The following is a 22,285-nucleotide window of genomic DNA, read 5'->3' on the forward strand; positions in this document are numbered from 1 at the left end:
CGACGTTTCCGTTCGGGGGTTTCGTGTTTCTCGAGGTTCGATCCAGATTAGTTGGCGTTGTAGAGGCCTTCGTAGATCGGGATTAGGGTCTGGTCTTCGAACAGCGACGACACGGAGGTGCCGTTCCACGTGTTCAGGATCGCTTGAGCGAACATCGGCGCAGTAGGAACAACACGAATATTTGAGGCGTTCAGGATCGCGTCGGACGGCTGGATGGTATCGGTGATCACCAGCGATTTCATGACCGAGTTGGTAACGCGCTCAACTGCTGGGCCAGACATCACACCGTGCGAGATGTATGCGTGCACTTCGGAAGCGCCTGCTTCCATCAGGTGTTCAGCGGCCTTGCAGAGCGTGCCTGCAGTGTCGCAAAGGTCGTCCACGATGATACATTTTTTGCCTTCGACGTTACCGATGACGGTCATCTCTGCAACTTCACCAGCTTTCTCGCGGCGTTTGTCGACGATCGAGAGCGGAGCGTTAATGCGTTTAGCAAGCTCACGTGCGCGAGCGACACCACCAACGTCAGGTGAAACGACCATGATGTCGTCCATGTCGCCTTTGAAGTGGTGTTTGATGTCCAGCGCAAAGATTGGTGCAGCGTAGAGGTTGTCTACCGGCATATCAAAGAAACCTTGGATCTGCGTTGCGTGCAGGTCCATGGTCAGAACGCGGTCAACGCCCGCTTCGGCGATGAGGTTCGCAACCAGTTTCGCGCTGATCGGCGTGCGTGCCTTGGTGCGGCGGTCCTGACGAGCGTAACCGAAGTAGGGGATCACTGCGGTGATACGACCAGCCGACGAACGCTTCAGCGCGTCGGTGATGATCAGCAGTTCCATCAGGTTGTCGTTGGCAGGGTTCGACGTCGGCTGAATGACGAACATATCTTCGCCACGGACGTTTTCGAAAACTTCGACAAAGATTTCGCCGTCATTGAAACGCTCTACACGAGCATCAACAAGGTTAACATTCATGCCACGGTGCATCGACATGCGACGGGCAATGGATTGAGCGAGCGGTTTGTTGGCGTTCCCCGAAATCAGTTTCGGTTCAGTGATCGACGGCATGTGGCAGAGTCCCAGGCTGTTGTCCGTGTGTGACGGAATCGTGACGCAGGGACCGCGTAGCACACGGAACCGTTAAGGCAAAGTTTTACCATGCCTTAATACGCTTTTGCCGCAGGATTTCTTAGTTGAGGGCGTTGAGGAACGCCTCAATATCCTGCTCTGTCGTCGACCAGCTGGCAACCAATCGCGCAGTGAGGGTTTCGGCGGCGGGGCCTTCAAGGTTCTGGTTGAACGGCCAGAAATAGTAGTTGGCTCCGGCGGCAAATGCCTTTTGATGCGCGCCGCGCGGGAAACCCGCAAACACCATGTTCGCATCGGTCGGATGCAAGAGCGTCGCGCCGTTGATCTTTTGGATGCCAGCGGACAGTAATTGTCCCATTGCGTTCGCATGGGTCGCGAGGTCGCGCCACAGATCGTCGGTTAGATAGGCATCCATCTGGGCGGACAGATAGCGGTGCTTGGAAAACAGGTGACCGCCGCGCTTGCGGCGCAGTTCAAATTCCCATGCAAGTTTTGGATCAAAGATCACGACCGCTTCGACACCCATGAGGCCGTTCTTGGTGCCGCCGAACGATAGGATATCAATGCCCGCTTTCCACGTCATTTCTGCGGGGGTGGCGCCGCTTGCGACGATGGCGTTGGCGAAACGTGCGCCGTCCATGTGGCAGGGTAGGCCATAGTCACGCGCGATTGCGGTCAGTGCAGCGACTTCGGCAGCAGAGTAGACCGCGCCCTTTTCAGTAACGTTGGTGATAGACACCACGCCCCGTTGGAGGTTGTGAACCCCACCACGGCCTGTGAATTCGATCGCGTTGCGAAGAGCCTCAGGCGACATCTTAGCGTCTTTGCCTTCAACTAGGCACAGTTTGCCGCCGCCGATGTAGAACTCTGGCGCGCCGCATTCGTCTTCTTCGATGTGGGAACTGCGATGGCAGAACACACTTTGCCAAGGTTCGGTGATCAACGCGAGGCCCAGTGCATTGGCGGCAGATCCCGTTGCGACAAGGTATACGGCGGCCTCGGGAGCCTCAAACAGATCACGGATTTTTTGACGAACCGTCTCCATGATCGGGTCGCTGCCATATGACGACACATAGCCTTTGTTGGCTACCGTCAGGGCCTCCATCACTTTGGGATGAACGGGGCTTGTATTGTCAGAGGCAAAAAACATTAGATCGGTTCCTCGATGATGTGGTCTTCCCAGTCTTCGTCGGCGATATCGAATTCAGAGAGCGTGCGGTACTGCATCGAAACGCCTGCTAAATGCACGGTTTCCGAATTACCCGAAATCAGCGGATGCCAGTCGTAGAGTGGACGCTTTTCATGAACCAGACGGTAAGCGCAGGTTTGCGGGAGCCAGTATAGGTTATCCAAAATGGTCTTAGGCGTCAGCACGATACATTCGGGCACGAACTGATGGCGGATGTCGTATTGGCTGCACAAGCAAGTCGCGTCGTCCAAAAGGCGGCAGGCCACGTTCGTCAGTGCCACTTCACCCGTATCTTCGTCCTCAAGCTTGTTCAGGCAGCATTTCCCGCAGCCATCGCAGAGCGCTTCCCATTCCTGACGGTTCATCTTCTCCATCGGAACGGTTTTCCAGTAGTTCGGGCGCAAACCGCTGCGGTCGATGTCAGACATCTTTAAGGATCTTTCGGGCTGTATCGCAGTCATTCGCCATCTGAACGATGAGCGCATCGAGGCTGTCGAATTTCAGTTCGGGGCGCAGATAGTCCACGAGCGCGACCGATAGCGGCGTACCGTAGAGGTCGCCTTTGAAATCAAAAAGGAAGGTTTCGATGTTCGGCACATTGTCTTCGCCAAACATGGGGCGGACACCGATAGACGCTGCGCCGTCGTAACTGCCTGCGTGCGGTCCTTCGAGGACGTCGACCTTTACCGCGTAAACACCCAGTTTCGGCTGGTGAAGGTTCGTGATGGACATATTCGCCGTCGGGTAGCCAAGGTCACGACCACGTTGATCGCCACGGATCACGGGGCCTTCGATGCGGTGCCAATGGCCCAGCATACGTGCAGCGTCACGAGGACGGCCATCAGAGAGGGCGTTGCGGATATTCGTGGAGGAGACTTCTTCTTCAAACGTCAAAAGCGGGGTGACGGTCACGCCGAACCCAAGCTCTTCACCAAGTGATTTCAGCGTTTCCACATCGCCAGCCCGTTTCGCGCCGAAACAGAAATCAGCCCCAACGACGACATGCACGAGGCCGAGGCGCTGAACGATGATCGTCTCTGCAAATTCACGAGGGGTGAATTGGGCGAGGGCGGCATTAAACGGCACGTCGTAGAGTTTTTGGACACCCAGTTTGCGCAGGCGATGAGCCTTGGCTTCGGCGTTCATCAAACGGAACGGCGGTGCATCGGGGGCAAAAAACTGACGGGGATGCGGTTCAAAGGTCATCACGCCGAGAGGCGCGCCCAGATCAAACGCCGCCTTACGGGTCAAATCAATGACCGCCTGATGGCCCAAATGGACGCCGTCGAAATTCCCGATGGCCGCAGCCGCGCCACGATCATTGGGGTCTAGGAATAAGGTGTCTCGAATAATGCGCATAGGCGATGCGTAGCCGCCCAAGCCGACGCATGCAAGATCAGTCGAACTTCCGCGACGGTGCGAGAACGGTTGCTTCGCCGATCAGTACCTTTTTGCCGTTGACGAGGCAGCGCGTTTCCATGGTCACGCGACGCTTGGAATGGTCGATGTTTGTGACTTCAACCTCCGCCAAAACCATATCGCCAGGGCGCACAGGGGCGAGGAATTTCAGCGACTGCCCCAGATAGACCGTGCCGTGACCCGGTAGCTGTTCGCCAATCACCGCAGAGATGAGCCCAGCGGTGAGCATCCCATGTGCGATACGACCTTCAAAGATTGTGTCTTGGGCATAGTCGTCATCAAGGTGCACAGGGTTACGGTCGGTTGAGACTTCAGCGAACATTTCGATGTCGCGGTCTGTCACGACCTTACGCAAAGACCGGATCATACCGATTTCGATATCTTCGATACAGATCGTACCGCGGGGGAAGTTATCCAGCATATTCGGCTCCATTGCGTAACAAATGGTCCCTTTGGGGTTATCACTTGAAACTTTATTACTTTGCAGCCGCAGAAAAAACAACCCCCTATTGTGCTAGCGCAAAAAGCCTATGGCGTATGTTGGAGATTGTTTTTCCTTTTGCAGGTAGGCGTTTAGCAATTCTGCGTCAGGTTGGACTTTGGTCGCAGTCTCTTCTGCGGCAAGGCCACCTGTGATGAAGAGGGAATCATACCCTTCGCCCTCTGCGCCCAAAATATCGGTCTTAATACCGTCACCAATGCACAGGATGCGGGCCTCGTCAGCGTTCACGTCCAGTTGCGCCAAACGACGGCGGGCAAGGTCATAGATCGGCGGGTGAGGTTTACCGAAATAGAGGCTCTCACCGCCCATTTCAGTGTAGAGTTTCGCCAAAGCCCCCGCGCAATATTCACGGGTTTCGCCGCGGTCGATCACGATGTCAGGGTTCGCGCAGAGCATCTTCATCCCTTTTTCACGAGCAAAGAGGAACTCTGGGCGCATCACGTCAGGCTCTGCATGAGGGTCGAAGGGGCCGCAGTTTACGATGCCCTCGGCCTCTTCGAGGGGGACGCGGGTGATCTCTAGCGGGTTTTCGACGACCTTGATCGGTTCGAAAAAGCTGTCGTCATGTGCTTCGCCGATGAAATAGACCTTTTGGCCCACGGCACCTGTAAACAAGGCCACGCGTGCGGCGTCGCCCGAGGTCGCGATGGCGTCAAAGCTGTCTTCGGGGATGCCAAAGCGGTTCATCTGCTTTGCGACCAGATCCCAAGCCCGCGGCGCGTTGGTCACGAAAATCACCTTGCCGTCTGTTTTGCGGTAGTCCTGCATCGCTTTGACTGCTGCGGGGAACGATGTGAGGCCGTTGTGCATGCAGCCCCAGAGGTCCACAAACAGGGCGTCATATTGGTCAGCGATTTCAGCGAAGTTTTCGATAATTTGGGTCATGGGCTGCTCTTCTATTCGGTTAGGCTCTGAGTATAGCCCGCCCGTGTAAAAGAAAAGCGTCTAGCCAATGGCGGCAGGATACTTCAGGTCCAGCGATTTCGCTTTGGCGGGGCCAGCGACCATTGTGTATTCGACGGGGTAGGGCGAGGTGAGCCCGTCAGGTGCGGGCGAAAACCCGCAGCGCGAATAGAACGACGGGTCGCCAAGAACGACCAAGGTTTGTCCAGACAAACGCGCCCATTCCGCGATCATTCCGACCATGCGGCGGCCATATCCGTTGCGTTGAAGGTCGGGGTGGATAGCGACGGGCGCGAGGCAGAGCCAACCTTTGGGCGCGATCATCTGCGATAGAGCGAGGTAACCTACGATCCCTTGTTCGGAGGGCAGCACCATTTCCCCTGCGATCGCGCGGGACTTGCGCAGCTTTTCAACCAGACGCGCCTCGTCAGGTTGGCCGAAAGCATCGGTCAGAAGGGCCGTAACGGCGGCCTCTTCACCACGTTGCATTTCACGCAGGAAACTAGGTGTTATCATTGCGGGTCGTCCAAAACGCTAAAGCAAACGCGATTTCCGTAACTACTGCGAGCAAAATACCTGTCCCAACGTTGGCGCTTATTAGTTCTATGATCCCAAGTCCCGCCATCAAAAGCAACTTTACGATGAAGCCTTTCATGACGTTATGGCGAAGCGGGGTCGGCGGTAAGTTTCTTAGAACATAGGTCAGGATCGAGAAGCCAACCATCAATACGCCAGCGCGCCGCGCCATGACGAGTGCTGAGTCATCGGACGGCAGTCCAAAAAGAGTGCAAAACAACGAGGGCGCAAAGATCAATCCAACGGCGAGTACGGCAAATAAGAGGCAGCCAGCAATCATTAAATTCTTAAATGTCATAAGTGACTCCAAACTCATTAAAGTAAAAAGGGCGCCGAAGCGCCCATTGACTGGATCAGACCTTTAGGCTCGGAATGATCTGTTTTTTGCGGGACATAACGCCCGGAAGAACGACGGTATCGCCTTCGACGGTGCAATCGAACGATGCTTCAGCAATCTTTTTGACCAGATCGTTGGGAACGAGCAGGGTCGCTTCTTCGTTCAGGATGTCGATGACGAAGAGGAGTACCTGATCCGCGCCGTCTTCTTTGGCGACGTCAACCATGGATGCCATCAGGCTTGCCTTGCGGTCGAGGATAATCTTCGGTGCGGTGGTTTCCAGAACAGAGACGCGCAGTTCGGTGCCGTCGACATTGTATTCCTTAGAGTCCATGCGCAGCAGTTCAGCGTCAGAGAAGGACGACACGTCCGATTTGGCTTCGAAGAGTTCAGACGCGTAAGCGCTGATGTTGATGTTCAGCTCAGCCGCCAGTTTCTCGGCCAGTGCTTTGTCCACGTCAGTTGTGGTCGGGCTGCGGAATTCCAGCGTGTCGGACAGGATGCACGACAACATCGCGCCTTTGATATTGTCCGGCATTTTGTCTGCGTCGTCGCCCATCAGGTCATACATGATGGTCGCGGTGCAGGCGAGCGGACGGATGGTGATGTCGATCGGACCTTTGGTTTCCAGACCGCCAACCAGTTTGTGGTGGTCGATGATTGCAGTGATATCTGCGTCATTGATCGCATCAGGCAGTTCGGCTGGGTTGTTGGTGTCAACGATGACGACCTTTTGGCCTGCTTCGACGGTCGAGATGATCTCGGGTTTCGCAAAGCCCCATTTTTCGATCACAAAGGCGGCTTCGGTGTTGGGTTCGCCCAGCAGAACGGGCTTTGCGTCGATGCCTTTGACTTCGTTCAGATACCAAGCCCAAACGATGGGCGATCCAGTGGAGTCGGTGTCAGGAGATTTGTGGCCGAAAACAAGCGTGGTCATAGAGGTCTGCCTCATGTGCGATATCAATTCGCGGGCCTTATATGATCGGGCAGCGCCGTTGTCACCACTTCGCGCCGTGCTGCGACCAAAGGCCATGCCGCAATTGCACAGTCGAGTTGCGCAAGGTAGGTCTGAGCCATGGTTAAGATTTCCGAAACTGATCTCTATGCGCCCGTGAAGGCGCTGCTGGAACGGCAGGGCTACGTCGTGAAGGCCGAGGTCGGTGCGGTCGATGTGGTGGGGCGTCGTGGGGACGAACCACCTGTCATCGTAGAGCTAAAGACGGGCTTTTCGCTCACGCTTTTGCAGCAGGCTGTCGCGCGACCGGCCATTACGGACAATGTCTATGTTTGTGTGCCACGGCAAAGCGGGCGGGCGAGTTGGAAGGCGTTGCAGGCCAATGTGAAACTCTGTCGGCGGCTTGGGATTGGCGTCATTACGGTTCGCCTTTCGGACGGGTTTACGGAAACGCTTGCAGACCCTGGACCCTATGCCCCGCGCAAGTCACCGAACAAGGCGAAGGCTTTGCTGCGCGAATTTGATCGACTGAGGGGGGATCCAAATGTCGGTGGTGCCACACGGCAGGGGATCGTGACGGGCTACAGGCAGGATGCGATTGCCTGTGCGGAATTCCTTTCCGTCGAAGGACCGACCAAAGGGGCGATGGTTGCCAAAGCAACAGGTGTCAAAACCGCGACCCGTCTGATGGCCGACAACCACTATGGCTGGTTCGAACGGGTGGCCGTCGGCATTTACGGATTAACCGAGGTCGGTCGGGAGGCTATTCGTCCAGCCGAGTGATCGTCCAGCCATTCTGAGCCATCAAGTTCAACACGCCATTGTCGCCTGAAAGGTGCGCTGCACCGAACACCGCGACAACGCGGCCTGCTGCGGCTGCGGTTTCAATGTTGTCGATCCAATTCATGTTCCGACCGTCAAGGAGGCCTTCGGCGAAATCGTCGAACACCTCGTTCGCGTGGGGGAGATCGACATTCCGGACAAGGGTGAGCGCGGCGCGCGATAGTTCCCACACGCGGGCAACGTCACCTGCGAAATAGGCATCGAACGTGGATGCAAAGAGCGCGCTTTCGATATCTGGCGGCAAGAGCGACATCTCGAGCATGTCGATCTGGGCGTCGATTGGATCGTCGTAAAGGATACGCAGCGAGTCGCGCCAGTCCTCTAGCGCGCGTGTTTCAACGCCTAGCGAAGCAGCGTCCTCCATCACCATAGCGTCCAATCCCGTCAGCCCCGCCTGAATGTCGGGCATGGCACAGGGCGGAGTTCCGAGCGCGGCGACCAGATACCACGGCTGAAAACGTGCGGTCATCGGTGAGGGTAGCCCACGGGCGCGGCCCGCCTCAGCGAGGAGTTCCCATGACGCGTCGTCGATCATCCCGATCAGCGTTTGCCCTTCGGGCAGGAGGATCAACGATGGATCAGCGAGCAGCTCGCGCTGCATTTCTTGCAACTGTTCGGTCGTCTGTTCGACCAGCAAAACATCGGCGCCGTCTAGTGCCTCGTGGGCTTTCTCCCTGAGCGGCAAGAGGCGCGGGTCGTAGATGTGCAAGCTGCCAAAGAAGGTGATCTGATCGCCGTCTCGATCAGCCCGCCATATCAGGCCTTTACCGTTCAAGGTGGCGTCCGACGTGCGCTCTACCTCAGCCAAAACGTCTGCGGGTAAATAGGCCTCAATAGATGCGCCCGAACAGAGTGCCAAAGATGCGGTGGGAAAAACTGAGGAAACGAAAAGAACGGTGAGGGTCGCGCGCATCATGGCTCCTGTTTGTCGTAATTTAACCTATGCCGTTCAGGCAGCGGAGGCGATACAAAAAATCCTCTACACCACTGTTGACACCCCTACGACAGGTTCCTAACTATGCGTCGTTAGCACTCGACGTGAGTGAGTGCTAACACAGGATTTAACGATAGCTGAGGAGCTACAAAAATGGCTTTTAAACCGCTGCATGACCGCGTTCTGGTCCGCCGTGTCGAGAGCGACGAAAAAACCAAGGGTGGTCTGATCATCCCTGATAGCGCCAAAGAAAAACCGGCTGAAGGCGAAGTAGTTGCTTGCGGCGAAGGTGCACGTAAGGACTCCGGCGAACTGATCGCAATGGCTGTTAAAGCTGGCGACCGCGTTCTGTTCGGTAAATGGTCTGGCACTGAAGTCACCGTAGACGGCGAAGAGCTGCTCATCATGAAAGAAGGCGACATTCTCGGCATCATCGCCTGAGATCGTACCTTTCCCTGAAACTATTTTAGACGAGGACTACAGCAATGGCTGCTAAAGACGTCAAATTCGGCACCGACGCCCGTAACCGTATGCTCAAGGGTGTGAACATCCTGGCTGACGCGGTAAAAGTTACCCTTGGCCCGAAAGGCCGCAACGTTGTGCTCGAAAAATCTTTCGGCGCACCGCGCATCACCAAAGACGGTGTTTCTGTCGCTAAAGAGATCGAACTGGAAGATAAGTTCGAGAACATGGGCGCGCAGATGGTTAAAGAAGTCGCTTCGCGCACCAACGACGAAGCTGGCGACGGTACCACCACCGCAACCGTACTTGCACAGGCAATCGTAAAAGAAGGCCTCAAGCAGGTTGCTGCTGGCCTGAACCCGATGGACCTGAAGCGCGGCATCGACATGGCAACTGCCACTGTTGTTGAGCAGATCAAGTCTATGGCTCGCGAAGTTGCAGACTCTGACGAAGTTGCTCAGGTCGGCACCATCTCGGCTAACGGTGAAGCTTCGATCGGTCGTCAGATCGCAGACGCGATGCAGAAAGTTGGCAACGACGGCGTAATCACCGTTGAAGAAAACAAAGGTATGGAAACCGAAGTAGAAGTCGTCGAAGGCATGCAGTTCGACCGTGGCTACCTCTCCCCGTACTTCGTAACCAACCCGGACAAAATGGTCGCTGAACTGGAAGACGCTGTCATCCTGCTTCACGAGAAAAAACTGTCGTCGCTCCAGCCGATGGTTCCGCTGCTCGAGTCGGTTATCCAATCCCAGAAACCGCTCATCATCATCGCTGAAGATGTTGAAGGCGAAGCACTGGCAACTCTCGTAGTTAACAAACTGCGCGGTGGTCTGAAAATCGCAGCTGTCAAAGCACCGGGCTTCGGCGACCGTCGCAAGGCAATGCTGCAGGATATCGCTATCCTGACCGGTGGCCAGGTGATCTCCGAAGACCTCGGCATGAAACTCGAGAACGTCACCATGGACATGCTCGGTTCGGCTAAGAAAGTTTCGATCTCCAAAGACAACACGGTTATCGTTGACGGCGCTGGCAACAAAGCAGAGATCGAAGCACGCGTTGCACAGATCCGCACCCAGATCGAAGAAACCTCTTCGGACTACGACCGTGAGAAACTGCAAGAGCGCGTTGCCAAACTGGCTGGCGGTGTTGCTGTTATCCGCGTCGGCGGCATGACTGAAGTAGAAGTGAAAGAGCGTAAAGACCGCGTTGATGACGCACTGAACGCTACTCGCGCTGCTGTTCAGGAAGGCATCGTTGTTGGCGGTGGTGTTGCCCTGGTTCAGGCTGCAAAAGTTCTGGCTGGTCTTGAAGGTCAGAACGCTGATCAAAACGCTGGTATCGCAATCGTTCGCCGCGCTCTCGAAGCTCCGCTTCGTCAGATCGCAGAGAACGCTGGCGTTGACGGTGCAGTTGTTGCTGGCAAAGTTCGTGAATCCGACGACAAAAACTTTGGCTTCAACGCGCAGACCGAAGAATATGGCGACATGTTCAAATTCGGCGTGATCGACCCGGCAAAAGTTACCCGTACCGCTCTCGAAGACGCGGCATCGGTAGCTGGTCTCCTGATCACCACCGAAGCAATGGTTGCTGACAAGCCTGCCAAAGACGGCGGCGCACCTGCAATGCCCGACATGGGCGGCATGGGCGGCATGATGTAATCATCGCCGAAGGCATGATAAGGAAACGGGGTCGCAATCGCGGCCCCGTTTTCGTTTGGAGGCATGGATGATCTACCTCACAGCACTTGGTGCGTTGCTCGCACTGGCTGCCAATTCGGTTTTGATCCGTTTGGCCGTGGTGGATTACGGGGCCGATCCTGCGGCCTTTGCCGTCGTGCGCGTGGCGACAGGGGCGGTCGTTCTGATGATGATAGCCCTTTTGCAAAAGAGAGGGGCGTGGCCGACAAAAGCGCGGTCGTTTGCAGGGGCTGTGTGCCTCGCCGGCTATATCGTCGGCTTTTCACTCGCCTATCGCACTTTGGACGCTGGATTTGGCGCGTTGCTGCTGTTCGGCTGGGTGCAGATCACGATATTCGCTACGGTGGTTTCACGCGGCAACCGCCCATCTGTGTTTCAATGGATCGGCGCGATAGTGGCTTTCTTCGGGTTAGTCTGGCTGTTGAAACCTTCATCAGACCTTGGAACCTTGTCCGTCATTGATCTGATGCTGATGTCTTTCGCTGGGATGAGCTGGGGGTTCTACACTCTGCTCGGCCGTGGGGCGGGGGATCCTGTTCGCGTGAATGCCATGAGCTTTGCCCTGTGCCTGCTATTCGTGCTGCCGTTGATGATGGTCGGCAATGGGGCGCTCAGTGGGCCTGCGTTGATGCTCGCCATGGTGTCGGGCGGGATCACCTCGGGCCTCGGATATGCGCTCTGGTATCGGATTGTGGCGGTCATTGATCCCGCGCTGGCAGGGGTAGGGCAGTTGATGGTGCCCGTCTTGGCAAGCCTCGGCGGATTGGTCTGGATCAACGAGCCTATCACGGTTCAGTGGCTTATTGGCGCTGCACTAGTGCTCGGCGGGATTGGGTTATCGATTGCGCCGCAGATCATAGCAAAACGGCGCCTCTAAACAGAAGCGCCGTTTCAGGATGTCTAACAGGCTTAGCCTTTGATGTAGGCGGTCAAGGTCGCTTTGACACCGTTATCGTAGAGGCTGTTCAGGGCCTTTCCAAAGGAGGTCACGAATACCTCGTTCTGGGCGAGATCACCAAACACCGCAGTGTTTTCTAGAAATGCCGCGGGACGACCCTTGGCCTCATCCGCGAGGGATTTGAGAACCACATGGTTGTCGTCATTCGGCGCGATCTCATTGCCAGCTTCATCCAAGCGGGCGCAATAACGGCACCAGAGCGCGACTTCCAATGCGAGGCCAGACACATCCGCACCAGCCGCCAGCGCGTCACGCAGGGTCGGGAGGATGAACTTCGGCTGACGGTTGGACCCATCAAGGCACAGGCGCGGTATGGTGTCGCCAACTTCTGGGTTCGAGAAGCGCTCGATGATCTTTTCGCGATAGGCCTGATAATCAACGCCCTCAATCGGGGTCAGCGTCGGGATGATTTCACGCTGTTCCAATGCGTCGAGCCATTCTGAGATCAACGGATCAGCCATCGCATCATGAACAAAGTGATGCCCGATCAGAGCCGACGGATAGGCAATCGCCGCGTGGCCACCGTTCAGGATGCGGAGCTTCATCAACTCGTATTTTGCAACGTCCTCAACGAATTCCGCGCCAACCTTTTCCAGCGCTGGGCGACCTTGGGGGAAGTTATCCTCTAGGACCCATTGACGGAAAGGTTCACAGGCAACAGGCACCGCATCAGTGATGCCGAATCTATCGGCAACCATCGCGCGTTCGCGGTCAGAGGTCGCAGGTGTGATGCAGTCGACCATAGAGTTCGGGAAGGCAACGTTTGCGCTGATCCAATCCGCAAAGTCAGGGTCAGACAGACGAGCGAGGCCAATGACCGTGCGTTTTGCGACGTGACCGTTTTCTGGCAGGTTGTCGCAGGACATAAACGTGAACGGCGCAAGGCCCGCATCGCGCCGAATGCGGAGCGCTTTGATCACCATCCCAAACACGGTTTTCGGCGCGTCGGGGTTCGCAGCATCTGCGACAATGTCGGGGTGTTTTGTGTCAAAACCATCGGTCAGGGCGTCGACGTAATAGCCGCCCTCGGTGATGGTGGTCGATACGATTTTGATCGCGGGATCGGCCATTTTCGCGATGGTGACCTCTGGATCGACCTCAACGAAGTCGATCATAGATCCTACGACCTGAGCGGTCAGGCCCGATGGGTCCAGTTCGACAACGGTTGTCAGCCAGTCTTGTTTCGCAAGACGGTCGCGCATGGTTGCGTCGCCTGCGCGGACGCCAGCGCCACACAGCGCCCAGTCATGGCTTTCACCCAGTGCAAACAGGCGGTCGAGATATACCGCCATGTGTGCGCGGTGGAAGTTGCCGATTCCCACGTGGAGGATGCCCGCCGTCAACGCGGATCGGTCGTAAGAAGGGGTGCCGATGGTATCAGGGAGCTGAGCCAGAGCGGAGGTGTTGAGTTCGATTGCCATGGTCATGCCATCCAGTTTCCGCCGTCCACACCGAAACATTGTGCGACGACATAGTCGGCCTCGTTTGAGGCAAGAAAGAGTGCCATTCCGGTCAGGTCTTCAGCCTTGCCCAAGCGTCCAAAGGGGACGGCGGCACCGACTTCGCGTTTTTTCTGACCGAGGGGTTTGTTTTCATATTTGGCAAAGAAGGCATCGACGCCGTCCCAATGTTCGCCATCCACCACACCGGGCGCGATTGCGTTCACATTGATGCCATGCTGGATCAGGTTCAGGCCCGCAGATTGGGTAAAGCTGATGACAGCGGCCTTCGTCGCGCAGTAGACGCCGACGAGGGCCTCCCCACGACGGCCAGCTTGGGACGCCATATTGATGATCTTGCCGCCTTTGCCGTTGGCGATCATGACCTTTGCGACGGCTTGGGTCATGAACATGGTGCCAAAGACGTTGATCGAGAACAGCTTTTGATAGTCCGCCTCGGTGATCTCAATGATCGGTGCGGCCGAGAATAGCGCGGCGTTATTCACAAGGATGTCGATCCCGCCGAGTTCCGTTTCGACCGTGTTCACGGCGTTATCAATGCTAGCTTTATCCGCCACATCACAGGCAACGGCGATTGCGCCATTGCCGATGGTTTGTGCGGCCTTCAATGCGGCCGAGGCGTTGATGTCGACAATCGCAACACGCGCGCCTTCGGCAGCATAGGCCTTTGCAAATTCAAAACCGATCCCGCGGGCCGCACCCGTGATCAGAACCGATTTACCCGAAAACCGTGTCATGCAATCCGCAGCCCTTTTTCGTCAAAGCGGTGGATCTTGTCGGCTTCGGGGGTGAGGTAGACAGTATCACCGTGGCGAACGGGGAATTCGCCGCCAACGCGCACGGTCATGGATTCCGCGAGGCCGGTGTCATGAACGTGCAGGAACGTGTCGGAGCCGAGGTGTTCAGAGACGCTGACTGTACCTTTCCATAGACCTTCGGTCGCGGATGCGGTCAGGTGCTCAGGGCGGATGCCGATGGTGTGCGCACCGTGCTGTGCAGCGGTTTCACCTTCGATAAAGTTCATCTTGGGCGAGCCGATGAAACCAGCGACGAATTTGTTGCGCGGGGTGTGGTACAGTTCGAGAGGCGAGCCAACCTGTTCGATCACACCAGCCTGCAGAACCACGATTTTGTCTGCCATGGTCATCGCTTCGACCTGATCGTGGGTCACGTAGACCATGGTCGTTTTCAGGCGCTCGTGGAGTTCTGAGATCTCAAGGCGCATCCCAACGCGAAGCGCTGCGTCCAAGTTCGACAGCGGTTCGTCAAAGAGGAACGCGCTTGGTTCGCGCACAATCGCGCGGCCAATCGCAACACGCTGGCGCTGACCGCCTGAGAGCTGACCCGGACGGCGATCAATGTAGCTATCGAGGTTCAGAACCTTTGCAGCGTTATCCACGCGGCGGTCGATTTCGGCCTGATCCATCTTTGCCATCTTGAGCGGGAAGGCGATGTTCTTGCGCACGGACATATGCGGGTAGAGCGCGTAGGACTGGAACACCATCGCTAGACCGCGTTTTGCGGGCGGCAGGTCGGTGGCGTCTTTGCTGTCGATGCGGATTTGGCCGCCCGACACGTCCTCGAGCCCAGCGATCAGGCGCAGAAGGGTGGATTTGCCGCAACCCGATGGGCCAACGAATACAACGAACTCTCCGTCTTCGATGGTCAGGTCCAGCGGCGGGATAACTTCGACATCGCCGAAACGTTTGGTGACTTTATCTAGCGTAATGCGTCCCATTATTCTTTTCCTTATTTCACGGCGCCGAAGGTCAGACCGCGGACAAGTTGTTTTTGGCTGAACCAGCCCATGATCAGGATCGGAGCGATCGCCATGGTCGAAGCAGCAGAGAGTTTTGCGTAAAAGAGGCCTTCGGGGCTGGAGTAGCTCGCGATGAATGCGGTCAACGGTGCGGCTTTGGCGGCCGTCAGGTTGAGCGTCCAGAACGCTTCGTTCCAAGCCAGAATGACGTTCAATAGGATCGTCGAGGCGATGCCAGGGACGGCCATTGGCGTGAGGATGTAGAGGATTTCCTCGCGCAGTGTAGCGCCATCCATGCGGGCTGCCTCAAGGATCTCACCCGGGATTTCCTTGAAGTAGGTGTAGAGCATCCAGACGATGATCGGCAGGTTGATCAGCATCAAGACAACGACCAGACCCCAACGGTTGTCCAATAGGCCTAATTTGATGAACAGCAGGTAGATCGGGTAGAGCACACCAACCGCTGGCAACATCTTGGTCGAAAGCATCCACATCAGGATGTCTTTGGTTCGTTTGGAGGGAACGAATGCCATCGACCATGCTGCAGGAACAGCGACGACGATGCCCAAGAGGGTCGAGCCAACCGCGATGATCACAGAGTTTGTCAGGAACCGCAGGTAGTCAGAGCGTTCCTGAACGATCGCGTAGTTCTCCAGCGTCCAGTCAAAGAACAGGAAAATGGGTGGATCAGAAATAGCCTGACCTTCGGTTTTAAAGCTGGTCAGAATGGTCCACAGGATCGGGAAAAAGATCAGAAGACCGATAGCCCAAGCGAGGGTCGTATTGAGCGCCTTTTGGCGTGTGGTGACGGTGCGTGCCATGACTGCTCCTCCCTCAGTTATCCAAGTTTTTGCCGACGATGCGCATCAGGAAGATGGCGATGATGTTTGCGAGGATGATCGCGTAGACGCCGCCCGCAGAGCCCAGACCGATGTTTTGGCTTTCCAAAACGCGCTGGAAGATGAGGTAGCTGAGTGTCTTGGTGCCGAATGCGCCGCCAGTGGTGACGAAAATCTCTGCGAAAACAGCCAGAAGGAAAATCGTCTGGATCAGGATCACGACGGTAATTGCACGGCTTAGGTGCGGCAGGATGATGTACCAGAACCGTTTCAGGGCAGGTGCGCCATCCATTTCAGACGCTTCGAGTTGTTCGCCGTCCAGCGATTGGATCGCGGTCAGCAGAATAAGGGTCGCAAACGGCAACCATTGCCAGCTTACGATGATGATGATCGAAGGTAGGGAGGCCTGCGACATCCATTCGATGGGCTGCGCACCAAAGGCACGCCACAGGTGGGCGAACAGGCCGTTGGTCGGGTCCATGAACATGTTCTTCCAGACCAGCGCGGACACGGTCGGCATGACAAAGAAGGGTGCGATCACGAGGATACGAACGATGCCTTGGCCCCACATTGGGCGGTCCAGCAAGAGCGCCAGCAGAACACCGAACACGACTGTGATAAACAGCACGCCACCAACGATGATTAGGGTGGTGAGGATGCTCGGCCAGAAAGAACTACTTGTGACAAAGCGCGTGTAGTTTTCAAATCCAGCCCATCCAAGGTCACCGCCACGCAGGGGCAGGTAGTTCTTGAACGAGAAATAGAGCGTCATCGTGAGCGGGACGAGCATCCAACCCAGCAATAGAATGACCGCGGGGGCCATCATAATGCGAGCTGCAGCGCGTGAATGTTGGGTCGCCATGAATGCACTTCCTCTGTTGGTAGCTGTGCCGCTACCTTAAAGTTCTTTGCGTAATTCGTAGATTGAAATGAGCGGTGGGCAGCGCGAGGGCCACCCACCGTCATTGGAGGAAAGCTTAGCGGTAGCCAGCTGCTTCCATTGCGTCGTTGGTCAGGGCTTGTGCCTTGGCCAGAGCTTCTTCAACGGTCTGTTGACCAGCGTAAGCTGCCGAGAATTCTTGGCTTACGTCAGTTGCGATACCTGCGAATTCTGGGATCGCTGCGAACTGAACACCAACGTAGGGTGCTTCGTTTACAGTTGCGTTCAGCGGGTCAGCCGACAGGATCGAGTCCAGGGTCATCTGTGCGAAAGGAACGTCTTTATAGTTCGGGTTTTCGTACAGCGATACGCGTGCGCCCGGAGGAACGTTTGCCCAGCCTTCGTTTGCAGCCACGAGCTCGATGTAGGAGGTCGAAGTTGCCCACTCGATGAACTGTTTCGCAGCGTCGGTTTTCTGCGAACCTGCAGGGATCGCGAGAGCCCATGCCCAGAGCCAGTTCGAACGTTTGCCCAGACCGTTATCCGGTGCCAGTGCGAAGCCAACCGAGTCAGCTACGGTCGAGTCGTTCGGGTTGGTGACGAAGGATGCCGCAACAGTTGCGTCGATCCACATGCCGCACTTGCCTTGCTGGAACAGCGAGAGGTTTTCGTTGAAGCCGTTGGTGGCGTAGCCAGCCGGACCGGATTCATCCATCATGCCTTTGAAGAAGTTGAGGGTGTTTGCCCATGCTTCGCCGTCAAAGGTTGCGTTCCAGTCCATGTCAAACCACTGAGCGCCGAACGAGTTGCCCATCGCAGTGATGAACGCGCCGCCTTCACCCCAGCCTGCTTTACCGCGCAGACAGATACCGTTGATGTCAGCATCACGATCGGTCATTGCAGCAGCTGCTTCGCGGATGAACGACCAAGTCGGAGCGGTCGGCATTTCGAGGCCAGCTTTTTCCATCAGGTCGGTGCGATACATGATCATCGACGATTCACCGTAGAACGGTGCAGCGTAGAGGGTGCCGTCGTAGCTCAGACCGCCAGCCATAGCTGGCAGGATGTCAGCGGCGTTGTACTCTTCGGACAGATCGTCGAGCGGGACCAGCCAGCCGTTCGCACCCCAGATCGGGGTTTCGTACATACCGATGGTCATGATGTCGAATGCGCCGCCATTGGTCGAGATGTCGGTGGTTACGCGCTGGCGAAGAACGTTCTCTTCGAGGGTGACCCACTCAACGGTGTGACCGGTTTTCGCGGTGAAGTCGTCGGTCAGACCCTGCATGCGGATCATGTCGCCGTTGTTCACGGTTGCGATGGTCAGCGTTTCAGCATGCGCTAGGGCAGCAGCCGAACACAGAGCGGTTGCGCCCAAAAGGGCACGCACAGTGTATTTCATGATTTCCTCCCAATGCCCAGGTTTGGGCAAATGCTACGTTAGTGGGCAAATGTTCACAAAAGGCTTCAAAATTGTCAATCCCAATTACCCGCCGCAATGCAGTAAACGGTTAAATGACCATAAAAATAAGGGCTTGCAGTGGAATTTCTGTCTGCAATCGCGTATAATTTCTGACGGCGCTAACAGTATTGTTGCAGCGCAGCGAAACGGTTGAGAGGCTACAGGTAAGGTGTCGCGGGAGTAACTAGTTGCCGAGAATCGACTCTGCGGTCGCTTCGTTCGTGATCAATCCGTTGATGAGATGCCCTTTGAGCGCGGCTTTGATGGCGCGGACTTTGGATGGACCAACAGCGATGGCCGTGATCCGACGGTCCGCCGCCACGGCGAGCGGAGCGGAGGCAACGCGACGGTTAAATGCGCAGTCGATCACTTGGCCCGTGTCGTCGTAAATCCACGAGGTGATTTCGCCCGCAGCACCAGCCGATTGCAGTTCTTCGATTTCATGGCGTGGAATGAAGCCATCAACAAACAGCGGTGCGGTCATGTCCATTTGACCGATCCCGACTAGGGTAAGGTCGGCACGTTCACACAGGCTTAGCGTGTTGCGGACGGCTTCCTGACCGTGGAGCGTTTGGAGTTCGTCGGGCGAGTTGGCCAGAACAGGAAGTGGGTAGGGGTATTGGATCGCGCCAATGCGCTCTGCCAGATGAATGGTCGCGTTATACGGCGTTGCGGACCCGTCGCTCATCATGTTGCCGAGGCGCGACACGACACGGTGTTGCGGGCAATTCATGCGTGGAAGCTGTTCAACTGTCGTTTTCAACGCGCGTCCCGTGCCCAGAGCGATGATTTGTTCATCCTCGGTTTTGAGCGTGCGTTCCAATTCAGCCGCAGCCGCAATTGCAGCGCCCGTCGTGAGGTTCGGGGCCTCGGGGTCGGAGGGGACAATTTCGCAAAAGCCCAGACCAAATTCATCCGTCACCGCCTTGGAGAGGTCCATGCAGCGTGCAATCGGGTGATCGAGGCGAACCTTTACCAGTTTTTCACTGACAGCCATCGCGACGAGCCGTTGAGCGGACTGTCTAGACACCCCGAGCTTGCGTGCGATTTCGTCCTGAGTGTTGCCCGCAACGTAATAAAGCCACCCAGCGCGGGCGGCGTCATCCAAACGTGTGGTTTCAGGTGTGAATCGACCGACTGTCACGGGGCCTCCTTGATCGTCTTTAAGACCTGCGTGAAATCTGCCCAGTTGTCAAAGGCTTGAACGCCGTCGGGCATTTCGACCCCTAAACCACGCAGATGGCTGGCCCCTGTGTAAGCCAGATGAGGCATGCCTGCGGCCTGTGCTGCGGTGAGGCCAGGAATGCTGTCTTCGATCACCAAAGTTCGGGAGGGATCAGCGCCCATCTCTTTGGCGGCAAATAGAAAAAGGTCGGGCGCGGGTTTGCCGTTTTTGACTTGGGATGCGGTGAAAACATGCGGCCCAAAGAACCGCGCGAGGCCCGTCAACTCGAGCGACCGCGCGACGCGTGGCGGGCTCGATGAGGTTGCAACGCAGATCGGTCGGTCGAGCGTTTCAAGCAGGGGTTCGATTCCCTGTGTGGCCTCTAGCTGAGTTTCAAAACGGTGCAGAAGGCTAGTCCGATACCGTTGTTCAAAGTCGTCAGGCAGGGGCGTGTCGAACTGTTCGCGGAGGCTTTTCGCGACGGTTGGAAAACTGCGACCGAGGCAATATTTCCGAACATAGTGCCGATCAATCACGATCCCGATCAGCGCAAGTTCTGAGATCAGCGTATCGGCGCTGATGATCTCGCTGTCGATCAAAACGCCATCACAGTCAAAAATAATAAGGTCGATCATAGGGCCTCCAAGCGCTGCACCGTTAGCACGGGCGAATTGCCGTTGCACCTGTTATGCGCGTCGTTACTGTGAACCCTGTTGGTTGAGGTGAACAATGACGGATTATACGGTTTTCGACGGTCACAACGATTTTCTGTTTCGCTATGCCCGCGCGCCAAAGGCGCAGCGTGCCGCGATGTGGATTGAGGGAGAGGGCTCGCATCACCTCGACCTCCCTCGGATGCAAGCTGCGGGATTCGTTGGTGGATTTTTTGCGGTTTGGGTGCCGTCACCTGACGATGCTGGCGGTCTCGATTTCGAAGCGATGATGGAGGTTTTGCCCTACGACCTACCCATGCCGTCCATTTTGGATCAAGCCGATGCCTTGCCAACTGCAATGGCTCAAGCGGCTGGACTGTTCGAAATGGAGCGTTTGTCGGGCGGTGATCTGACCGTTTGCCGAAGTGGCGCAGAGGTCCGTCGGGCGGTTGAAAAGGGTAAAGTCGCGGCCATCCTGCACATGGAAGGGGCCGAAGCGATTGGGCCAGATTTGTCCCAGCTAGAGGTTTGGTATCGCATGGGGCTGCGGTCCATCGGACCAGTCTGGAGCCGTCCAACAATCTATGGCGAAGGGGTTCCTTTCGCGTTTCCGTCTACCCCAGACAGAGGCGCTGGCCTCACGGATTTGGGCAAAGACCTGATCCGCGAATGTGATCGCCTAGGCATTCTGATCGACCTATCACACCTGAATGAAAAAGGGTTTGATGACGTCGCTGCGATTTCGTCGCGTCCGTTGATCGCGACCCACTCGAACGCCCACGCGGTTACTCCGTCGTCGCGCAACCTCACGGATCGTCAGTTGGCAATGATTGCCGAAAGCGGCGGTATCGTAGGGCTGAACTTCGGCTGTGCCTTCCTGCGCGAGGACGGACGACGGGATGCGAACACTGGGTTCGACCGTATCATGGCGCACCTTGATCACTTGATCGAGGCGCTGGGCGAAGACCATGTCGCCTTGGGTTCCGATTTCGATGGCGCGGTCATCCCGTCCGTGATTGGGGACGTTTTAGGGCTTCCTGATTTGATCGATGCGATGATCGACCACGGGTACGATCCCGCGCTGGTTTCAAAGATCAGCAGCGGGAACTGGATGTCATTCTTGGATCGGAACCTGTGATCAGTCGACTGGCTGCCAGCCAGTGATCAACTGACGCAGGCCAAAGGCGGCGCCTGCGACGATGCTTGCCAGTGTGAGCGGTGCGGACCACGCGAGAACGGACATGGCGGAGAGGCCTTGGCCGATGCTGCAGCCCATTGCGACGACTGCGCCGACACCCATCAGGGCTGCGCCGAAAATTTGGCGGCGAAGTTCGCGTGGGTCTTCACAGGCTTCCCAGCGGAAGTGGCCTTTGATCAGCGATCCGATAAAGGCACCACACCAGACACCCGCAACCGACCCGATGGCAAAAGACAGGCTCTGTCCGCTGGCTGTCATGCCCCAGAGGATGGTTTCTCCAATCGGCGTGGCGAAGGTGTGCGACACAACAGGGGTGCCATCAAAGCCGTTCGAAGCGATCCATTGTGTGCCAGCCCAGCCAGAGACGGCAGCCAGACCGACCACGACGCCCCAGAACAAGGTGGACGTCGAGGCCCGAACACGGGCTGGCGCGATGGTGGCGACCAGAATGATAAGGCCGATCAGAATGCCGATTGTGCTGGGCGTCATGCCCGTCATTTGCGCGATGCTATGGGCGATGCCTGGAACGTCGCCCGAAATGCGGTCCTGCGGGAAAAGGTAGACCCGCGCATAGGCTAGGGGGCCTGACACCGTTCCATAAGCCGCAATCCCCATGACGACCACGATGACAAAGTTTCGTAGATCGCCGCCGCCCAGTCGGGCTAGCGCGCCGTAGCCGCAGTTTCCAGCGAGGGCCATTCCGTAGCCGAACACCAACCCACCAACCACAGCGCCGATGGGGGCAAAGGCAAAGCCAAGGTAGATCGTGGATGGCGCATCAAGCAGACCTGCGCCAATCAAGGCAAAGCTTCCGATCACGGCCGTGCCGATCGCAACGCCCCACATGCGCAAACGCATATCATTTTCGCCGTAGAGGTAATCTTCGATCGCGCCGAGGGTGCAGAACCGACCCAATCGTGCCGCCAGCCCCAACAAAAGCCCGCTCAACAAGCCAAGGATGGCCGCGGCGTTGCCGTCGCCCAATAGATCAAGCATCAGATTT

General features: G+C 56.7%; 24 protein-coding genes. 5 read left to right on the top strand and 19 right to left on the bottom strand.

Annotation, left to right across the window (positions count from 1 at the left end):
• Positions 1-47 precede the first annotated feature (47 nt).
• The 9 genes from AC07ED_RS02555 to AC07ED_RS02595 all read right to left on the bottom strand — a co-directional run bounded on the left by AC07ED_RS02555 (position 48) and on the right by AC07ED_RS02595 (position 6,951).
• Complete coding sequence (locus tag AC07ED_RS02555; RefSeq protein WP_105234437.1) at positions 48-1,067, bottom strand: ribose-phosphate pyrophosphokinase; 1,020 nt, start codon at positions 1,065-1,067, stop codon at positions 48-50.
• A 121-nt stretch (positions 1,068-1,188) separates the two neighbouring features.
• Complete coding sequence (locus AC07ED_RS02560) at positions 1,189-2,238, bottom strand: threonine aldolase family protein (protein ID WP_105234438.1); 1,050 nt, start codon at positions 2,236-2,238, stop codon at positions 1,189-1,191.
• Positions 2,238-2,705 (bottom strand): YcgN family cysteine cluster protein, encoded by a 468-nt coding sequence (locus tag AC07ED_RS02565; RefSeq protein ID WP_105234439.1) that lies wholly within the window; start codon positions 2,703-2,705, stop codon positions 2,238-2,240. Before AC07ED_RS02565 ends, AC07ED_RS02560 begins: the two co-directional genes overlap by 1 nt.
• On the bottom strand, positions 2,698-3,636 hold the full coding sequence (locus AC07ED_RS02570; RefSeq protein WP_105234440.1) for a bifunctional riboflavin kinase/FAD synthetase: 939 nt from the start codon (positions 3,634-3,636) through the stop codon (positions 2,698-2,700). Before AC07ED_RS02570 ends, AC07ED_RS02565 begins: the two co-directional genes overlap by 8 nt.
• 37 nt (positions 3,637-3,673) lie before the next feature.
• The gene (locus tag AC07ED_RS02575; protein WP_067551686.1) at positions 3,674-4,117 is read right to left on the bottom strand and encodes a MaoC family dehydratase; all 444 of its coding nucleotides are present in this window, start codon (positions 4,115-4,117) and stop codon (positions 3,674-3,676) included.
• 93 nt (positions 4,118-4,210) lie between these two features.
• Positions 4,211-5,083, bottom strand: a complete 873-nt coding sequence (locus tag AC07ED_RS02580; RefSeq protein WP_105234441.1) for a TIGR01459 family HAD-type hydrolase — start codon at positions 5,081-5,083, stop codon at positions 4,211-4,213.
• Positions 5,084-5,143: 60 nt separating this feature from the next.
• A complete protein-coding gene (locus AC07ED_RS02585; protein ID WP_105234442.1) occupies positions 5,144-5,617 on the bottom strand; it encodes a GNAT family N-acetyltransferase in 474 nt (157 codons plus the stop codon).
• Positions 5,604-5,975, bottom strand: coding sequence for a hypothetical protein (locus AC07ED_RS02590; protein ID WP_105234443.1), 372 nt, complete (start codon positions 5,973-5,975; stop codon positions 5,604-5,606). Before AC07ED_RS02590 ends, AC07ED_RS02585 begins: the two co-directional genes overlap by 14 nt.
• Before the next feature lie 55 nt (positions 5,976-6,030).
• Positions 6,031-6,951, bottom strand: coding sequence for a manganese-dependent inorganic pyrophosphatase (locus AC07ED_RS02595; protein WP_105234444.1), 921 nt, complete (start codon positions 6,949-6,951; stop codon positions 6,031-6,033).
• A gap of 138 nt (positions 6,952-7,089) precedes the next feature.
• On the opposite strand from AC07ED_RS02595, the gene AC07ED_RS02600 reads away from it, so the two are divergent.
• Complete coding sequence (locus AC07ED_RS02600) at positions 7,090-7,752, top strand: DUF2161 family putative PD-(D/E)XK-type phosphodiesterase (protein ID WP_211096424.1); 663 nt, start codon at positions 7,090-7,092, stop codon at positions 7,750-7,752.
• On the opposite strand, the gene AC07ED_RS02605 is transcribed toward AC07ED_RS02600, so the two are convergent.
• Positions 7,733-8,725 (bottom strand): TraB/GumN family protein, encoded by a 993-nt coding sequence (locus AC07ED_RS02605; protein ID WP_158664482.1) that lies wholly within the window; start codon positions 8,723-8,725, stop codon positions 7,733-7,735. The genes AC07ED_RS02600 and AC07ED_RS02605 overlap by 20 nt on opposite strands.
• Before the next feature lie 174 nt (positions 8,726-8,899).
• Here AC07ED_RS02605 and AC07ED_RS02610 point away from each other — a divergent pair, with 174 nt between their 5' ends.
• The 3 genes from AC07ED_RS02610 (at position 8,900) to AC07ED_RS02620 (ending at position 11,785) form a co-directional block, all read left to right on the top strand.
• Positions 8,900-9,187 carry a co-chaperone GroES gene (locus AC07ED_RS02610; protein WP_067551458.1) on the top strand — a complete coding sequence of 96 codons (288 nt, stop codon included), beginning with the start codon at positions 8,900-8,902 and terminating at the stop codon, positions 9,185-9,187.
• Between the two features lie 44 nt (positions 9,188-9,231).
• Entirely contained in the window at positions 9,232-10,869 is a 1,638-nt protein-coding gene (gene groL, locus AC07ED_RS02615) for a chaperonin GroEL (protein WP_105234446.1), read from the top strand.
• A 67-nt stretch (positions 10,870-10,936) separates the two neighbouring features.
• Complete coding sequence (locus tag AC07ED_RS02620; protein ID WP_158664483.1) at positions 10,937-11,785, top strand: DMT family transporter; 849 nt, start codon at positions 10,937-10,939, stop codon at positions 11,783-11,785.
• 32 nt (positions 11,786-11,817) lie between these two features.
• Here AC07ED_RS02620 and AC07ED_RS02625 read toward each other — a convergent pair whose 3' ends face one another.
• The 8 genes from AC07ED_RS02625 to AC07ED_RS02660 form a co-directional block, all read right to left on the bottom strand.
• Entirely contained in the window at positions 11,818-13,287 is a 1,470-nt protein-coding gene (locus AC07ED_RS02625) for a mannitol dehydrogenase family protein (RefSeq protein WP_105236286.1), read from the bottom strand.
• 2 nt (positions 13,288-13,289) lie between these two features.
• Positions 13,290-14,063: an L-iditol 2-dehydrogenase gene (locus AC07ED_RS02630; protein ID WP_105234448.1), complete on the bottom strand. Its 774-nt coding sequence runs from the start codon at positions 14,061-14,063 to the stop codon at positions 13,290-13,292.
• Positions 14,060-15,064 carry an ABC transporter ATP-binding protein gene (locus tag AC07ED_RS02635; RefSeq protein WP_067551446.1) on the bottom strand — a complete coding sequence of 335 codons (1,005 nt, stop codon included), beginning with the start codon at positions 15,062-15,064 and terminating at the stop codon, positions 14,060-14,062. Before AC07ED_RS02635 ends, AC07ED_RS02630 begins: the two co-directional genes overlap by 4 nt.
• An 11-nt stretch (positions 15,065-15,075) precedes the next feature.
• The gene (locus tag AC07ED_RS02640) at positions 15,076-15,906 is read right to left on the bottom strand and encodes a carbohydrate ABC transporter permease (RefSeq protein ID WP_067551443.1); all 831 of its coding nucleotides are present in this window, start codon (positions 15,904-15,906) and stop codon (positions 15,076-15,078) included.
• Between the two features lie 13 nt (positions 15,907-15,919).
• Positions 15,920-16,786 (bottom strand): carbohydrate ABC transporter permease, encoded by an 867-nt coding sequence (locus tag AC07ED_RS02645; RefSeq protein ID WP_105234449.1) that lies wholly within the window; start codon positions 16,784-16,786, stop codon positions 15,920-15,922.
• 115 nt (positions 16,787-16,901) lie between these two features.
• Positions 16,902-18,206, bottom strand: a complete 1,305-nt coding sequence (locus tag AC07ED_RS02650) for an ABC transporter substrate-binding protein (RefSeq protein ID WP_105234450.1) — start codon at positions 18,204-18,206, stop codon at positions 16,902-16,904.
• 244 nt (positions 18,207-18,450) lie between these two features.
• Positions 18,451-19,410, bottom strand: a complete 960-nt coding sequence (locus tag AC07ED_RS02655) for a sugar-binding transcriptional regulator (RefSeq protein ID WP_105234451.1) — start codon at positions 19,408-19,410, stop codon at positions 18,451-18,453.
• Positions 19,407-20,066, bottom strand: coding sequence for an HAD family hydrolase (locus tag AC07ED_RS02660; protein ID WP_105234452.1), 660 nt, complete (start codon positions 20,064-20,066; stop codon positions 19,407-19,409). Before AC07ED_RS02660 ends, AC07ED_RS02655 begins: the two co-directional genes overlap by 4 nt.
• A gap of 94 nt (positions 20,067-20,160) precedes the next feature.
• Between AC07ED_RS02660 and AC07ED_RS02665 the strand changes: the two genes are divergently transcribed.
• The gene (locus tag AC07ED_RS02665) at positions 20,161-21,222 is read left to right on the top strand and encodes a dipeptidase (protein WP_105234453.1); all 1,062 of its coding nucleotides are present in this window, start codon (positions 20,161-20,163) and stop codon (positions 21,220-21,222) included.
• Here the strand turns inward: AC07ED_RS02665 and AC07ED_RS02670 are convergent, their stop codons facing one another.
• Positions 21,223-22,278: a YeeE/YedE family protein gene (locus AC07ED_RS02670; protein ID WP_105234454.1), complete on the bottom strand. Its 1,056-nt coding sequence runs from the start codon at positions 22,276-22,278 to the stop codon at positions 21,223-21,225.
• Positions 22,279-22,285 lie beyond the last annotated feature (7 nt).

This window comes from Aestuarium zhoushanense (assembly GCF_056431045.1).

Coding starts and splice junctions, on each gene's coding strand:
- AC07ED_RS02605 (WP_158664482.1), bottom strand. CDS start 8,725: ATGCGCGCGACCCTCACCGTTCTTTTCGTTTCCTCAGTTTTTCCCACC.
- AC07ED_RS02650 (WP_105234450.1), bottom strand. CDS start 18,206: ATGAAATACACTGTGCGTGCCCTTTTGGGCGCAACCGCTCTGTGTTCG.
- AC07ED_RS02565 (WP_105234439.1), bottom strand. CDS start 2,705: ATGTCTGACATCGACCGCAGCGGTTTGCGCCCGAACTACTGGAAAACC.
- AC07ED_RS02625 (WP_105236286.1), bottom strand. CDS start 13,287: ATGGCAATCGAACTCAACACCTCCGCTCTGGCTCAGCTCCCTGATACC.
- AC07ED_RS02660 (WP_105234452.1), bottom strand. CDS start 20,066: ATGATCGACCTTATTATTTTTGACTGTGATGGCGTTTTGATCGACAGC.
- AC07ED_RS02580 (WP_105234441.1), bottom strand. CDS start 5,083: ATGACCCAAATTATCGAAAACTTCGCTGAAATCGCTGACCAATATGAC.
- AC07ED_RS02555 (WP_105234437.1), bottom strand. CDS start 1,067: ATGCCGTCGATCACTGAACCGAAACTGATTTCGGGGAACGCCAACAAA.
- AC07ED_RS02585 (WP_105234442.1), bottom strand. CDS start 5,617: ATGATAACACCTAGTTTCCTGCGTGAAATGCAACGTGGTGAAGAGGCC.
- AC07ED_RS02635 (WP_067551446.1), bottom strand. CDS start 15,064: ATGGGACGCATTACGCTAGATAAAGTCACCAAACGTTTCGGCGATGTC.
- AC07ED_RS02570 (WP_105234440.1), bottom strand. CDS start 3,636: ATGCGCATTATTCGAGACACCTTATTCCTAGACCCCAATGATCGTGGC.
- AC07ED_RS02640 (WP_067551443.1), bottom strand. CDS start 15,906: ATGGCACGCACCGTCACCACACGCCAAAAGGCGCTCAATACGACCCTC.
- AC07ED_RS02590 (WP_105234443.1), bottom strand. CDS start 5,975: ATGACATTTAAGAATTTAATGATTGCTGGCTGCCTCTTATTTGCCGTA.
- AC07ED_RS02595 (WP_105234444.1), bottom strand. CDS start 6,951: ATGACCACGCTTGTTTTCGGCCACAAATCTCCTGACACCGACTCCACT.
- AC07ED_RS02630 (WP_105234448.1), bottom strand. CDS start 14,063: ATGACACGGTTTTCGGGTAAATCGGTTCTGATCACGGGTGCGGCCCGC.
- AC07ED_RS02665 (WP_105234453.1), top strand. CDS start 20,161: ATGACGGATTATACGGTTTTCGACGGTCACAACGATTTTCTGTTTCGC.
- AC07ED_RS02610 (WP_067551458.1), top strand. CDS start 8,900: ATGGCTTTTAAACCGCTGCATGACCGCGTTCTGGTCCGCCGTGTCGAG.
- AC07ED_RS02600 (WP_211096424.1), top strand. CDS start 7,090: ATGGTTAAGATTTCCGAAACTGATCTCTATGCGCCCGTGAAGGCGCTG.
- AC07ED_RS02670 (WP_105234454.1), bottom strand. CDS start 22,278: ATGCTTGATCTATTGGGCGACGGCAACGCCGCGGCCATCCTTGGCTTG.
- AC07ED_RS02620 (WP_158664483.1), top strand. CDS start 10,937: ATGATCTACCTCACAGCACTTGGTGCGTTGCTCGCACTGGCTGCCAAT.
- AC07ED_RS02575 (WP_067551686.1), bottom strand. CDS start 4,117: ATGCTGGATAACTTCCCCCGCGGTACGATCTGTATCGAAGATATCGAA.
- AC07ED_RS02560 (WP_105234438.1), bottom strand. CDS start 2,238: ATGTTTTTTGCCTCTGACAATACAAGCCCCGTTCATCCCAAAGTGATG.
- groL (WP_105234446.1), top strand. CDS start 9,232: ATGGCTGCTAAAGACGTCAAATTCGGCACCGACGCCCGTAACCGTATG.
- AC07ED_RS02645 (WP_105234449.1), bottom strand. CDS start 16,786: ATGGCGACCCAACATTCACGCGCTGCAGCTCGCATTATGATGGCCCCC.